This window comes from Seonamhaeicola sp. (assembly GCF_028281565.1).
In the GTDB taxonomy this organism is placed as follows: Bacteria; Bacteroidota; Bacteroidia; order Flavobacteriales; family Flavobacteriaceae; genus Seonamhaeicola.
Genome location: NZ_JANQJQ010000047.1, coordinates 158,290 through 173,955, shown reverse-complemented (window position 1 = coordinate 173,955; position 15,666 = coordinate 158,290). Strand labels below are relative to the sequence as shown.

Sequence of the window (15,666 nt, the reverse complement as noted above, 5' to 3'; positions counted from 1 at the left end):
CTCAAATAGGAAATACTTAAAATCTAAATTCCAAAAGCTTGGAGTTTGGTTTTTTTATTTTGAAATTTATAACATGAAATTTTATATCATTATTCCTGCCCATAATGAAGAAAGTTCCATAGGACTTACCCTGGATTCTTTGGTTAATCAATCGTTAAAACCAAAACAAATTGTGGTAGTGAATGACAACTCCACAGATAAAACTTTAGATGTTGTTGAAGGGTATTCATTTAAATACGATAATGTAAAACTGGTCCATTCAAAATCATCAAATGAACATTTACCAGGGGCAAAAATTATAAACGCATTTTATAAAGGGTATGATATTCTTGATGGCAATTATGACGTGATCTGCAAGTTTGATGCGGATTTAATTTTTCCAACTAATTACTTAGAACAACTTGCTAATCATTTTAAAGCCAATGACCGTTTAGGGATGGTTTCGGGCTTTTGCTATATTGAGAGAAATGGTAAATGGACCCTGGAAAATCTTACCAGAAAAGATCATATCAGAGGGGCGTTAAAAGCCTATAGAAAACAATGCTTTTTAGACATAGGCAAACTTAAACCATCCATGGGCTGGGATACTGTTGATGAACTATTAGCCAAATATTACCATTGGGAGATTTTGACCGATGAAAGCTTACACGTAAAACACTTAAAACCTACTGGCATCAGTTACAATAAAGCTTCAAAATATTTACAAGGCGAAGCTATGTATAAAATGCGCTATGGTTTCATCATTACTTTAATATCTGCTATGAAACTGGCCTTCAAAAAAGGTAGCTTCAGATTATTCAAAGATTATTTAGGGGGCTACTTTAAAGCGAAAAAAGAAAAACCGGAACCATTGGTTACCGAGGCACAAGGTAAATTTATCAGGCAATTACGTTGGAGAGGAATGTTAAATAAATTTAGTTGAAATAATTTTCCTGTCCATACTACTCCAAAACAAATTCCAGAGGTTTACCGGTCGTACTATTAGGGAAGCTTATTCCTAAAAGTGCTGAGATGGTTGGTGCAATATCGGGAATCACTGTTTTTTGCAAAGTCTCACCCTGTTTTATCCCGTTTCCAAAGAATAACAAAGGCACATGGGTATCATAATTAAACCCGGAACCATGTGTTGTACCGGTTTTACGATAAAAAATGTATCCCGGATAAGGAACTGTCAAAATATCTCCGGAGCGTTTTTGGTTATATCCGTTTTGCAGAAGATGTTCTATCCCTTCTGCAAACGAACCAGTACTCATAGCCGTGGCAGTATAGGCTTTATATATATTCTTACTGGAAATAATTTCATTGACAATAGCCTGTTGAACCGATGATAAATCCAATCCCAAGGCTTTTATCCTTTCCCTATTTAAAAATATCTGGTTATTGCTGATGTTCTTTATTAAAGTTGAGTCCTTAAAAGTCTTTAAAATAAAAGCATTTAACTTTTCTCTAAACTCCCTGGTTCTTATATAGCCTGAGGGTATTTTTATACTCTGTAAATACAAGGGCACCTCTACCACACCATGATCCGCAGTTAAAAACACGGTATATGCTCCCTTTCCTATTTTAGAATCAAGAGTAACAAATAAACGTTCTAAATCTTTATCTAACCTGATATACACATCTTCAATTTCTTTAGAATTTACACCAAAGTCATGACCAACCTTGTCTGTACTGGAATAACTTATTGTTAAAACATCTGTTACATTATCTTGTCCTAATGCTTCACCATCAATAGCAGCTAACGCAAAATCAGTGGTTAGACTATTGCCATAAGGGGAATCTGTAATAATTTTAAAATTCCCATTGAAATCCTTAAGTTTTTTTAGATCATATGGAAATGTAGGTGTGTCTTTTCCTTTGAATATTCTCTCAAAATTATTATTATCACTTCCACTTTCATGATAGGTGCTGATATCATAAAATGTATTCCACACTTTAAAATAGGATTCCGTTATATCAGATGAATTGAAGGCTTTAACCCAATCAGGCAAATCATTCATATAAAATGAACTGGAAATCCAATTACCACTTCCATTATGCTCATAATCAAACCAATATGCGGCGTTTGCTGTATGGCCGGCAGGTAAAATAGCTCCCCGGTGTTTAATTGAAACACCTATGGTTTTACCTTTCATTTGCGTAAACATTCTATTTTCATCAGCAAACGTTGTTGATACCATTCTTATTGGCGACTTTTTTCCGTCATGACTGGTAGTGCCTATGGGTTCTACAGTATTATCTTCAACACAATTCACCATTTTATTCAAACTTTTATCAAACCAGTCATTAGCGATAATGCCATGATTTTTAGGTGTTGTACCTGTAAAAACTGAAGCGTGTCCCGGACCGGTATAAGTTGGTATGTAATTAAAATGATTGTTTTTACAGTTGAACCCCTCTTTTATCATACGTTTAAAACCGCCTGCTCCATACTTGTTTTCGAAGCGGGTTAGATAGTCATAACGCATTTGATCTACTACGATTGCTACAATCAATTTTGGTTTAGATCCGGAAATCTCTACATCGTTTATCTCGGATTTACTGATACTTGTTTGAGCTTTGCCCGAAAAACTTAAGGCTACAATCAATAATGGTAAAATTATGTACTTCATTCTAATCAACTTTTAACAAGCCCAAAAATACAGTTTTTAAAGCATCATTATTTGAAATTAAAGTTAAATACCTCTAACTTTTTTTTACTTTAGCGGTAACAAAATTTTATATGCGATATCTTCATAATATTGGTCTGTACTTTTTAATGATTGCAGAAATGTTCCGAAAGCCAACTAAATGGCAGGTAATGAGAACATTGATTTTAAAAGATATAGACGATTTGATTATTGGCTCACTAGGCATTATTGCATTTATCTCATTTTTTGTTGGTGGGGTAGTAACCATTCAAACCGCTCTTAACATTGAAAACCCGTTAATACCGAGATACCTGGTAGGTTTTGCAACCAGACAATCTGTTATTTTAGAATTTGCACCTACGTTTACCTCAATAATTATGGCGGGAAAAGTAGGGTCATTTATAACGTCCAGTATTGGCACCATGCGTGTTACCGAACAAATTGATGCGCTTGAAGTTATGGGCATTAACTCTTTAAATTACCTTGTTTTTCCAAAGACCATTGCGTTAATGTTGTATCCGTTTGCTATTGCTATTGGGATGTTCCTGGGGATTCTGGGTGGTATGGCAGCTTGCGTTTTTGGCGGATATACCAGTTTGGAAGACTATATTCTGGGATTGCAAACAGATTTTGATGCGTTTCATGTGACCTATTCATTCATTAAAACTTATGTCTTTGCTTTTGTTTTGGCCACCATTCCATCATTTCACGGATACTATATGAAAGGTGGTGCTTTAGAGGTTGGTAAAGCAAGTACCACGGCATTTGTATGGACGTCTGTGGTGATCATACTACTAAACTATATTTTAACCGGAATAATGCTAGGATAATGATAATTGTTGAAAACTTACATAAATCATTCGGCGATGCTGAAATTTTGAAAGGTATCAGTACGTCTTTTGAAAAAGGGAAAACCAACCTTATTATTGGTCAGAGTGGTTCCGGAAAAACTGTTTTTTTAAAATGTTTGCTCGGTTTGTTCACCTACGAAGAAGGCAGTATTTCCTATGATGGAAAAATATTTTCGAAATTAAGCGAAGACCAAAAACGAGATTTGCGTGCCGAGATAGGGATGGTTTTTCAGGGAAGCGCCTTATTTGATTCTATGACCATTGCTGAGAACGTGATGTTCCCTTTAAGGATGTTTACCAAAATGAGCAAAAGCGAAATGGAGGATAGAGCCGACTTTGTTCTAAAACGTGTTAATTTACCGGATGCGCATCTTAAAATGCCAAGTGAGGCATCGGGAGGTATGCAAAAACGGGTTGCTATTGCACGTGCCATTGTGAATAACCCGAAGTATCTTTTCTGTGACGAACCTAATTCCGGATTAGACCCAAAAACGGCTATTGTCATTGATAATTTGATTCAGGAAATTACAGATGAATATCAAATAACCACCGTGATTAATTCACATGACATGAACTCCGTTATGGAAATTGGTGAAAAGATCGTCTTCTTAAAAAATGGTTTAAAAGCCTGGGAAGGCTCCAATAAAACGATTTTTAAAACGGATAATGAATCGGTTACCGATTTTGTTTACTCTTCAAACTTATTTAAAAAAGTACGCCAAATGTACCTGGAAGAAAACGAGTAGTGTTTATATCTTTTAATCAGGGCGATTTAAAAAACAAGGCTATGTGAAAATTGGATTTGTCAACCTGAACCGTCACGTTGAGCTTACCTAAGAGTTGTTTCAGAACCTATTAGCACCTGATAGCTACAATGGTGAGGTTCTGAAACATGCTTCGACACCTTAATAACCCACTGTTTTTGCTCTCCTCTTAAATTTAAGAGGAGAATGAATTTCAGTTTCCCAAAGAAACTGGAAGAAAGAGGAGTTTTAAACCCTCCGAATCCCGATTATCATCGGAATTCACCTCCCTTTTTTTAAAGGGAGGAGTCGCTAAGACCTTCGGTTAGTTGGAATGACGGATATGGGATGCAACTCCATTTTTTTGCACAATCTCCTTACATTTTTATTTTCCTACGTATTTCAAAGCATTTGAAATTAGCTTTTTATATGACGGGTTTCCAAAAGCTTTTTTGGAATACCCCGGTATAACATAAACCACTTTAGAGTTATTATATTTTTGAGTCCAGGCAATTGGTGCCAAATCATCATCATCTGAATCCAATAAAACATGTACACCTGGTCTCAAATAGATATTTCCATAAAAAACGTCGGTCATTGTAAAATCCTTTAAACCTTTTGTAACCGGATGTTTCTTATCGGCTACTTTTACCTGCACTTCTCGATCTATGAAATAAGTAGATCTTTTTGCTTTATCCGGTGTAAATTTTCCTAAAAACCATTTCCCACCTACTATCTCGTGATATTCATCCCAGTTTGGTTGTGAAGACAGGGTAAAATGAAGAAATACCATACCAACCCCTTCATTGGTCAGGTCCACATACTTCTGTTTTGTTTTACTGGTTTCCTCATAATATTTGTTTTGATTCAAAAATAAAATAGCCTCATACTTATCTTTGATTTTTTCCAATTTCATGGATTTAAAATGAGCATCCAGTACTAAATCTACGTTAACACCATCAAGACTTTCACACATATTTTCAAAATCCGGTGTATCATATGGGTGTCCCCCACGTACTACCAAAACGGACGTTTGAGAATAAGACGATTGAAATATAAACAGCATTAAAAATACCGGAACGAAAGCAAGTGCTTTGTTTATTTTGAATAAGCTTAAATTATGAAATGACATATTATTATACATAGTATTTAAAAATTAATTGAAATTATTTGCGATTGCTCTTGACAATCTATTGATTATTCTGTTGTTTTTTGACGGTTATACAATTTACCCATCCAAAGCCCTACACCGGCCCAAACAGCGGCTATTCCAGCTCCAATAACGCCAACGGCAGTAAATCCTAAACCAAGACCTTCGGTTAACCCTGTAAAGATCCAGGCGGTAGTCATATCGCCTCCACGGTAAATCACCACGTCAATAACTGGTTTTGCTTTAAACCTTGTTTCCTTATCTACTTCGGTGAATAGCATTTCACGGGCCGGTTTGGTAACAGCATAATTACCAGCTCTACGTGCCACTTGAAGTGCTAATAACACCACTATAATTGGAGCAAAGGCCAAAATCAATATACCGGCACAGACTATTATGGGCATTAAAGCAAGGGTGAGCCCCATGCCGATTTTCTTAACGATTCTTGATGTGGCAAAAAATGCAACTCCAAAAGTTAGAACGTTTATAATCCAGTCTATACTCCCCAATATTTGCGTACGCTTTGCACGGTCAAATTCAGCAAGCAGGTTCTTTTGTTCAAAGTATACAAACGTACTTATCATGGTATAAAGCAGAATGAATATACCAATGGCCAATAGATATGGATTCGTCACGAAATATTTAAAACCGGCAAACGGATTACCGCCAATCTTGTACTTACTGGTATCGGTAGTCTCATCCACATTCTTTAGCTCACTTCTTTTAAGCCTTGTTAATGTCAATATTACAGGAATAGGGATCAATAGTAATACCGCCGCTACCAATATTAGATTATCGGTTCCAATCCCGGCAAACAAGGTTGGGATCATAGGCCCTAATAGGGCTCCTGCACTAGCTCCCGCAGCTATGGTAGCAAAAAGACGCCTGGCTTGATCCTTATTAAATATATCGGACATAAAGCTCCAAAACACCGAAAGATGAAACATGGCAAAAACACTTAACCACACATAAAAACATTTATCTACCAGGGTGCTATCTTCAATAGATGACATTGAAGTATAAAACAGTATGAACGTTACCGCAAAAAAAGCATAGACACTTGGCACAAGTAGCTTAAACTTCATTTTTGAAACCGCAATTCCATAAAGCGCTACAACACTGGTACTTATAAAGAAATTCAGCGTCCATAATTGGCTTACCTCGGCATCAGACCAATCACTTGCCATGGCATCTCTAACAGGTCTTAGAATGTAATAGGCCAACATTAATATGAAAACAAATAGGAAGGATAACGCTGTTGCCTTTATTTCGTTAGCCTCTATCTCAGAAGCCTTTTTTAATAGTTTTTTAATCATTTTTATAAATTTTGACTTTAAGAAAAGGGTGCAAACACCTATCGTTTTATTCAAAACGTTTCTTAACCGTTGAATTTAAATGAAATACAGATTATGACAAAATTACCAGGACATTGCTTTACCTTTATTGGTAATGAATGTTCCGCTATTCTCCATTGTAAGACCGGATATAGTATTGTACATAATTGGAATAGCCTCGGCAACGGAAAGTTTTCCCCAAGGGTTCATATCTGTTTTAACACCACCAGGCGTGATTGATATTACAATAATATTGCGGTCTTGCCATATCAATGACAATTTTTTTGTCAGCATGTTAACCCCCGCTTTGCTTAGCCCATAGGCATCAATCTTACCTGTCATCCTTTTGGCATGTCCGCCAATAGAGCCATGTCCTGAAGATAACTGTACCAGTTTAGAGCCTTCCACCAGATAAGGAGAGATTGTCTGAGCAAAAAAAGCAGCCCCCATAGTGTTTACTTTATAATTTGCAAGCAAAGATTTTGATGTCCATTCTCCAAATTTTTCCTCAACCGTAACACCGGCATTACTAATGGCTATATGAATTTTAATATTATGCTCTTTAAGCATTTCACCAAGGGCCGCATGATCTTCTTCACTGGTCACATCAAGTTTCTGAATAAATAATTGCTCCTTGTACTTCTTTTTAAGCTCTTGAAGTTCCGTTGCTTTTTCCGGCTTACGAGCTGTTGCGATTACAGTATAACCTTCACTTAAAAAATGCTTAACCCAACCAAGCCCCATACCTCTATTGGACCCTGTCACGATAGCGGCTTTGTCATTGGAGGTTATTGACTCTACATCTGTTTTATCCGTAGCACCAAAAGAATACAGACTAAATAATAAAGCCATACTGAAGAACACTGGTTTCAGGTTTTTGTAAATAAATTTGACCATAATTGTTTTATTTAGGTAGTTGATATTTTTAATACGCTTTACTTTTAAAGCATTCAGGTTTTATGAACACTTGTAAAACCGGAACAAATTTGTTTATTTAAATTCGTATAACCTAAAATTCCATATAGCTTTACAATAGACATTTTTTAAAGCGATATAGAAATAATATAGACAAAATAAAAAATTAAAATCATAAATAATTGATTTTCAATTATTTAAATTTTGATTACAATAACATTTTTTTTGATTTCACTCTCAAGATATGTATTTTTGATACAACAAGCTTAAACACAAAATGAAATCAGCTATCCTAATATTTCTTTTTCTCCTTCTTGTCAATCCCTATAATTCAATTAGCCAGATTAACAGGCAACCTTTGGAAATACAGAATTTGAAAATTATCAATCCGGATAGTTTGTTATCGGAACACAAGGAAGATAAACTCAAGTATTTGTCTGAGGGGGACACACTCAGCGCCATAAATTCCTTGATTGAAATATCTACTATTCATTCTACTACGGGTAATTACCCTCAATCTTATGACGGCTATTGGGAAGCTTTAATTTATTCAAAGAGTATATCTGACAGTACCTATATGGCTAAAATCTATAGAAAGCTGGGCACACTTTATAGTATTTTTAGAAGAGAAGAAAAAGCTGTACATTATTATGAATTATCCCTGAAAGTGGCCCGAAGTTTTATAAAGGAATCTAAGAAAAGATACAAAAGCATTAACGACACTTACTACATAATGGCCAGCCATCACAGAGAGCAAGGTAATTATGGTCTATCTGAAAAATATTTAGATAGTTGTAGAATCATGTACAACAAATTATCCAAAACCAATTACGCCTTCCTTGATGCCGAACAGGGTTATATTTACAGTCACCTGGCCAAATATGATGAGGCTTTGGATTTATTGCTTCCGCATGAAGCTTATTTTAAATCCAGCTACCCGGAATACCTTGTTATGCTTTATTCCTTTTTAGGGGATGTTTATTTTGGTAAAGGCGATTATAGCAATGGCGAAACCTACTATTTAAAGGCATTGGAGTCTTCAAAAAAACACCAAAGCCACTCTAATTATGTTCCTAATTTATATCAGAAATTGGGCGACCTCTATTTTATAACCGACCAAAAAGATTTGGCTTATAAAAACCTACAGCTTTCTAAAAACTTATCAGAACAGTTATTTGGGCTAAGAAGTATTAACAATACTGATATATTAGAAATAAAGGATGCCTTTAGAATTGAAAATGAAAAACAAAATAAGCTTATTGAAAATGCAAAGCTGAATAGACTTGAACAGCAACAGAAGACGCTCTTCTTTAGAAATATTGCACTTACTGTTTCTATTGTATCGTTAATCCTTATCTCCGGAATTATAGTATGGTATCTTCACAAACGCCGAAAATCCGAAAAACAGGACTTTTTAAACAGGCAAAAATTAAATAAGGAAAAGAATACGGAAATACTGGCCTCAAAGAATAGAGAATTAACAAGTTCTGCGCTTCAGCTAATCCAGAAAGACGGCCTTATACTTGAAATAAAAGACACCTTGACAGCACTTAATAAAGGCAATGAACGGGAAATCAAACAAATTCTCACCAAGATAAAAATTAATAAGAACCAGGATTGGAAGGAATTCAATGCCCGTTTTACCTCGGTTAACAAAGCCTTTTATAAAGCCTTATCTGAAAAGTTTCCTGAATTAACAAGACGAGACCACCGATTATGTGCCCTTATAAAACTAAACTTTTCAAGTAAAGAGATATCCTCTCTTTTAGGCATATCGTCCGAAAGCGTTAATACCTCCCGTTACAGGTTACGAAAAAAAATGGGATTAAAAAAAGAGGATAATTTGTTTGAAGCCATTGCCCGGCTATAAGGCTTCCGGTTTCTCTAAAATAATGCCCTGTACATTCGAATCATAATTCAGATAATCATACCATGGACCATTAAGCCATAACAATACTTTATAACCTTCATTGGCAACTACTATAGGCCGAATATTTCTATAATTAGAATCTGACGTTATTGCTTTCCATTTAATAGAACTAACGTCATCATTAACCCCAATAGTGCCCTCATAAATTTCATGAACGCCACCCAAATCCTCACCTGTTGAGGGATTAACATCTGTTGAGATATAAACTTTAGCCGGGTCTTCAGGATCAAAAGCCAATAAGCCCGTATAGCTACTTTCAACTTTATATAAATACTTTCCGGCATAGGCAATTTCTCTGTCATACCATTTTTCTCCATCCCAGGAAGCTATTCTATACCTATGGTCATCATCACTTAAATATAACGTATATCCAATGTGCGGATTATTATTCTTATCCTTGGCCATAGCGCAAGTCCAGGCACTGTTAGGCACGCTTTCTTCAACAATCGATTTATCATAGATATCACTACCGGAATACAATTTTTCGCCTTCGGAAGCTCTTAATGGCCCTTCCGACAAATCCTTAATTTTCGTGCCATCAACTTTGTAAAATGCGTTATTGGTATATTCTGCGTAAAACAAATTATTCCCATACTGACGCGGATGTCCATCTGTATATGAAATTCCGACAGTGTTTTCATCTATTTGATAATAACGCGCATAAGGACGTTGATAACCTTTGATATCATTGGCAATAAAATGCGTGTAATCACTCCAGGTTTCGCCATGGTCTTCCGAGGTAATAAAAGAGGGATTGAATGTTTCCCCGCTTCTAAAAAAGTTATACAACTTACCTTCGTTCTTCATGTAATACAGATTCATATAGGTCACCCCGTTTTTATGATCGTAAGTGTGTTCAATTGTTTTAGTTTCTCCCCATTTTAAATAATCATCAGTTGATGATATATTAAAATAATGTATCTTTTCATTACCGTGTTTTGCCCAAACGGCCAGCACACTATTATCTGGTCTTTGATATAATGCCGGCACATTATGATCATCTCTTTGAAGTTTTTCATGTAAGACCAGCGTACTATCGTTTGTTTCACTTTTGAGGTCATAAACCCCCAGTCGCACGTCTCCACTTTGTCCGCTCAAACCACCAATTATTAATTTACCATTATTAATAATAGCTCTCGGATCTTGATACCAACACCAACCACCATCTTCCATAAAAGTTTGATATTTGGCGTCTCTTGCCAACGGATGAAACATATTAAGGTATTTATACATTTCCGAACCGGCCGCCAAAAAAGCGCCTATACCATACACTTCCGTACCATCTTTAAAGCTTTCACCCGGTGCTGCTCCTATGGGCTGTACATATCCTAACATTCCATCTTCATTGACACATTTGGTTAGAGCATCCCAGGCTTTAAACAGGACGGGCTCATAAGTTTCCTGGTCTAACAAGCCATTTCTAATTCCCCAGGCAATTCCAAAAGTAAAAAATGCCGAGCCACTGGTTTCTACAGTAGGATAATCTTTAACGTCTCCTAAAATACCCCCCGACCAGGTGCCATCTTCACGCTGTGTTTTCACTAAAGTCTCTGCTATCTTTTTGAAGAGATCCTCATAAAACCCCTTGCCTTCCCAATCCTTTGGTAAATCAGGGATCATTAAGGCCAAACCACCAAACACCCAGCCATTTCCTCTGGACCAAAAGATTTTTTTACCATTCTTTTCCCTTTTATCAAAATAGGATTTATCCCTGAAAAACAATTGCTCTTCTGCATCCCAGAGTTCATCATAGGTCATATGATACTGCCTGTCCATGTACTCTAAATAGGTACTGTCTTTGGTTACTTTAGCCAGTCTTGCCCAAACCGGTGGTGCCATAAACAGGGCATCACACCAGTCCCACTGGTATGCTTTTCCTTTTTCACTCTGAATTATGGAATCAAAGCGAGTTTTTGTAGGCTTTATAGATGCATATCGTTTTAATCTGATATGCTGGTTAAGGCTTAAGTACATTTGTCCAACAGCATGGTCATCAGCATGGTACATACGTTCATGTAATTGCCACTTGTTTCTATCTCCTATAGTTACTAACCAGTTAATATAATCCGGATAATGTGATACCTTGGTCAACTCAAACATCCCTGAATACAGTGCGGCGTTAGTCCAATCTAACTCATGATGCTTGTTTCTATGGTGCCATTTTTTTCTTTTGTCCGGTGATGGCAATGCCCTGTACTTCCCCATCTCCTCGAAAGTTTCTATCTGCCAATTGGCTACTTTTTCAGTGATCTTTAGAACGTCTTTTGGATTTGGAATTGTGGGTTCTTCGGCTTGCTTTTCACAATTCAATAATAATGCAAAAGCCAACAAACAAAGGATAGCTTGTCTCATAAAATAGTTTAGTTATAGTTGTATCTGTTTTGTCGAAAATACAATCGATTGTATTTTCGACAAATATAGGAATTAATTCTATATCCGGAACTCAGATTTCTAATTTGATTTATGGATTCGATACTTTAAAACCACGGAACCACCTACAAAGTCGTGAATAGCTTTACCTTTTTTATCACTTCGAATGGTTAACAAGGAAACCCACCCAAGAAAAAACTTGAAAACAAATCTGAATATGGCTTTTGGTAAGATGATATTTTTAGCTTCATTGCTTTCGCGTTTCACCATAATGTCATTAAAAAAGTGCCCTACACTGGCACCAAAGTAAGCTACTAGAATAGGTTCATAAAGCAGGAAGACGAAAATAAAAACAACAATTCTGGCATAATTTGGCACTTCTCCAATAGCATCCAGAATCCAGGTAGCCAAATACATTAAAACTATTAAAACAATACCATCAATAATAGCCGCTTTTACTCTTGGAAATAAGTTTGCATATTTCTTTTTCATGCTAGTTAACTCTTTTCACAACCAAAGTATCTAAGTCCAGCTTTTCTTTAAACCACTTTTCCAATTTATCCCTTTCAGTTTTTCTGATGGCCTCATTGCTGAGGGAATCTAACCATTTTACTTCAAAAACAGCTATAGTATCCATCCTGGAAAAATTAGATTTTATCACATTGGAATATGAAATGTTTTCAATCTTTTCGTAATTGATTTTTACTTCCTTAGACAACTCTTCAAAAGCAATGTAGTTTTTCTCAAGTTTAGAAAGCTGCCTTACCTTATCTTCAAGAAACATAATTTTCTGAGTTTGAGACAATAGATCTAAAGAATCCCTAAAACGCAATTCCTGCATATATTTGAAATTGTCTAAGCCTTCACTCCTACTTTGATTAAATATCAATTGAGTTGAATTCTTCAGTAGTGCCGGATAATCCGCAATCCTGTTCTTCAATAGCGAAATAGTAGATTCAGGAATCTCATCTAATCCGAAAGAGTTAAATTCTATCTTACTGTTTTGGTCACCATCATACTTATAAGTACTATTATTTCTAATATACTCTGCATGAGGAAGCCCTTCCAATTCATTCTTTATAAACAAATTAGCATCTCTATTGAAATTACTTTCATTATATACATTGAAAAATGTAAATCCTGCCGGAATCATGACCAAAATCGCCAATAACGAGGCCAATTGCCCAATACGCTTTCTTTTTTTAGAGTTCACGTATTTAAGCATCGGAAAACGAAGTAGTTTAAGCATTAAAAAGGTGGCCAGTGCAATGAAAATAGTATTGATTGCAAATAAATACATGGCGCCTAAAAAGTACTCCCAATTCCCCTTGGCAAGCCCATAACCTGCAGTACATAAAGGCGGCATTAATGCCGTTGCAATGGCTACCCCGAAAATCACTGAAGCTATCGTTCCTTTTTTAGTTCTCGCAATGATAAGTGCCAGACCACCAAAAAAAGCAATTAGTACGTCCCTTATATCTGGCTTTACCCTTCCTAATAACTCCGAATTATCTTCACTTAACGGGAAAAACCAAAAGAACAAAAATGCCGTTATTAAACTTAGAACAATCATAGTTACCAAGTTTATTATTGACTTCTTAAGCGTATCAATGTCATTAATGGCAATAGATAAACCTACACCCAGAATTGGTCCCATTAAAGGAGAAATTAACATAGCCCCTATGACCACAGCTGTGGAATTGGCATTTAAACCAACCGAAGCCACAAAAATGGAACAGATTAAAATCCAAGCCGTAGCGCCTTTAAAAGGGATATCTCCTTTTATGGCTTCAACCGTGGCATCTCTATCCGTGTCATCTCTAAAGTCGAGTAATTCGTGAAGATAAGTTTCAATACTTTGAAACAATCCTTTAGCATCTTTTCTAACAGCTTCTTTAGACTGTTCTACAGTATCATTTTTATTAGATTCTTCTTCTGAAAAATTAAACTTACTTTCTTCCATTGAGGGACTGAATTAACAAGAATATACCAATATAGACAATATTTTTTGGAAAAAGTTACATTTAGTTAGTTCCGTACTTCTTTTTTATCCGCTGCTGAATTTGCTTGATATCCTGCTCCTTGTCTTTAGGGTAAATCAACAAGGTTTTATCATGATCTACTATTATGTAATCTTTTAAACCATCAATTACCACCAGTTTGTCTTTTGGAGCCCTGATAATATTCCCCTCGGCATTTTCGGCTAAACTTCTGGCATTTGAAATAGCATTGTTATGGCTGTCTTTATCAAGTTTATCATATAAACTGCCCCAGGTACCTAAATCGTTCCAATCAAATTCGGCGCCAATAACAAAAACGTTATCAGATTTTTCCATAATAGCATAATCCACCGAAATATTCTCTGCCTTAGGGTAATTATCTCTGATAAAATTGTCTTCCAAATCTGTATTGTAGGTATCCAGCCCAGACTCAAAAAGTTGATATAATTCCGGTTGATTCTTTTGGAATGCTTTAATTACCGAAGCTACACTCCACATAAAGATACCGGCATTCCATAAAAAGTTACCTTGCCTAATGTATTGTTTAGCTACTTCGTAAATTGGCTTTTCTTTAAACTGATGAACCGATTTTATTTCATCTGTGGAAGCTTTATTGTACTCTATATAACCATAACCTGTGTTTGGGAAGGTAGGCTGAATGCCCAATGTCATTAATGCATCATTCTCGGAGCAATAATCAAAAGCTGTTTGCACATTTTTAGTAAAAGCTACTTCATCCTCGATCCAGTGGTCACTGGGCGCCACAATCATAACCGCATCGTTATTCTCTTTTTGAATTTTTAACGCTGCATATAATATACAAGGGGCTGTATTTCTCATGGCCGGCTCTAAAACCACCTGGCGTTGTTCTACCTCTGGTAATTGCTCTAAAACCAAATCGTTATAACGTTCATTGGTTAGAATGAAAATGTTCTCTTTTGGAATTAATCGGGATAGCCTTTGAAATGTCTTTTGAATTAGGGTATCTCCCGTACCTAACATATCGTGGAACTGCTTGGGGAAATCCGGGGTACTTACCGGCCAAAACCTGGTACCAATGCCTCCGGCCATTAGAATGGCATAATAGTTTTTATTCATGTATATTCTTTTATCATTCTGAACCTTTCGATTACGTTCTTGAGACATTTATTTTAATAATTCTACTTCCACATTAGGATTAAAAAGATAACGTCTCCCTGTTTTTACCTCAACACACTCAAACCGTTTTACTCTCCTTTTTCCTTGCTTAAATACTTTTCCATTATAAAGTTTAAAATAACTTCCTAACGGAACTTCAAAAATATAAGTTTTATCGTTAGGTTCATCAAATTGTTTCAATGCTAACGCTAAATTAACATCGGTATCACTACTGGCTTTTGGATTTTTAAAATGTTTAGCCAAAAGCGGCAATAGATCATCCGGAAAAACATCCGGGTTTATAAATGGTAACATTAAATGCTGAAAGGTACGTTTCCATTCTATGCCGTGAGGTTTTATAAACCTCCCGTATGTTTGGTAAGCTTCAAAATGGGCAATCTCATGAATTAACGTGATTAAAAACCGGTATTTATTTAAATTAGAATTTACCGTGATCTGGTGTTTTCCATTTGGTAATGGTCTATAATCCCCATGGCGTGTTTTACGCTCTTTTTTTATTTTAACAACAAGGTTATCATGCTCTAACAACTTTAGAATTTGGGCTAAAGCAGGTTGCGGGATATATTCTTGAATTTGGGTTTGCAT

General features: G+C 35.9%; 13 protein-coding genes. 4 read left to right on the top strand and 9 right to left on the bottom strand.

The window, feature by feature from the left end; translation table 11 throughout:
- Nucleotides 1–73: 73 nt before the first annotated feature.
- On the top strand, nt 74–922 hold the full coding sequence (locus tag Q0983_RS20325) for a glycosyltransferase family 2 protein (RefSeq protein ID WP_299557069.1): 849 nt from the start codon (nt 74–76) through the stop codon (nt 920–922).
- A 19-nt stretch (nt 923–941) separates the two neighbouring features.
- On the opposite strand, the gene pafA is transcribed toward Q0983_RS20325, so the two are convergent.
- Entirely contained in the window at nt 942–2,612 is a 1,671-nt protein-coding gene (gene pafA / locus Q0983_RS20320; RefSeq protein ID WP_299557068.1) for an alkaline phosphatase PafA, read from the bottom strand.
- 110 nt (nt 2,613–2,722) lie between these two features.
- Between pafA and Q0983_RS20315 the strand changes: the two genes are divergently transcribed.
- On the top strand, nt 2,723–3,460 hold the full coding sequence (locus tag Q0983_RS20315) for an ABC transporter permease (protein ID WP_299557066.1): 738 nt from the start codon (nt 2,723–2,725) through the stop codon (nt 3,458–3,460).
- Nucleotides 3,460–4,227, top strand: coding sequence for an ATP-binding cassette domain-containing protein (locus Q0983_RS20310; RefSeq protein WP_299557064.1), 768 nt, complete (start codon nt 3,460–3,462; stop codon nt 4,225–4,227). Before Q0983_RS20315 ends, Q0983_RS20310 begins: the two co-directional genes overlap by 1 nt.
- 382 nt (nt 4,228–4,609) lie before the next feature.
- On the opposite strand, the gene Q0983_RS20305 is transcribed toward Q0983_RS20310, so the two are convergent.
- The 3 genes from Q0983_RS20305 to Q0983_RS20295 form a co-directional block, all read right to left on the bottom strand.
- Nucleotides 4,610–5,368, bottom strand: coding sequence for a ThuA domain-containing protein (locus Q0983_RS20305; protein WP_299557062.1), 759 nt, complete (start codon nt 5,366–5,368; stop codon nt 4,610–4,612).
- A 53-nt stretch (nt 5,369–5,421) separates the two neighbouring features.
- On the bottom strand, nt 5,422–6,690 hold the full coding sequence (locus Q0983_RS20300) for an MFS transporter (protein WP_299557060.1): 1,269 nt from the start codon (nt 6,688–6,690) through the stop codon (nt 5,422–5,424).
- A gap of 102 nt (nt 6,691–6,792) precedes the next feature.
- On the bottom strand, nt 6,793–7,605 hold the full coding sequence (locus Q0983_RS20295; protein WP_299557058.1) for an SDR family NAD(P)-dependent oxidoreductase: 813 nt from the start codon (nt 7,603–7,605) through the stop codon (nt 6,793–6,795).
- 295 nt (nt 7,606–7,900) lie between these two features.
- Here Q0983_RS20295 and Q0983_RS20290 point away from each other — a divergent pair, with 295 nt between their 5' ends.
- Entirely contained in the window at nt 7,901–9,493 is a 1,593-nt protein-coding gene (locus Q0983_RS20290; protein WP_299557056.1) for a hypothetical protein, read from the top strand.
- On the opposite strand, the gene Q0983_RS20285 is transcribed toward Q0983_RS20290, so the two are convergent.
- From Q0983_RS20285 to Q0983_RS20265, 5 genes are all read right to left on the bottom strand, one after another.
- The gene (locus tag Q0983_RS20285; RefSeq protein WP_299557054.1) at nt 9,488–11,905 is read right to left on the bottom strand and encodes a glycoside hydrolase family 88 protein; all 2,418 of its coding nucleotides are present in this window, start codon (nt 11,903–11,905) and stop codon (nt 9,488–9,490) included. The genes Q0983_RS20290 and Q0983_RS20285 overlap by 6 nt on opposite strands.
- 99 nt (nt 11,906–12,004) lie before the next feature.
- A complete protein-coding gene (locus tag Q0983_RS20280; protein ID WP_299557052.1) occupies nt 12,005–12,415 on the bottom strand; it encodes an RDD family protein in 411 nt (136 codons plus the stop codon).
- Between the two features lies 1 nt (nt 12,416).
- Complete coding sequence (locus Q0983_RS20275; protein ID WP_299557050.1) at nt 12,417–13,886, bottom strand: DUF389 domain-containing protein; 1,470 nt, start codon at nt 13,884–13,886, stop codon at nt 12,417–12,419.
- Between the two features lie 61 nt (nt 13,887–13,947).
- On the bottom strand, nt 13,948–15,021 hold the full coding sequence (locus tag Q0983_RS20270) for a mannose-1-phosphate guanylyltransferase (RefSeq protein WP_299557048.1): 1,074 nt from the start codon (nt 15,019–15,021) through the stop codon (nt 13,948–13,950).
- A 48-nt stretch (nt 15,022–15,069) separates the two neighbouring features.
- On the bottom strand, nt 15,070–15,666 hold the full coding sequence (locus tag Q0983_RS20265) for a SprT-like domain-containing protein (RefSeq protein WP_299557047.1): 597 nt from the start codon (nt 15,664–15,666) through the stop codon (nt 15,070–15,072).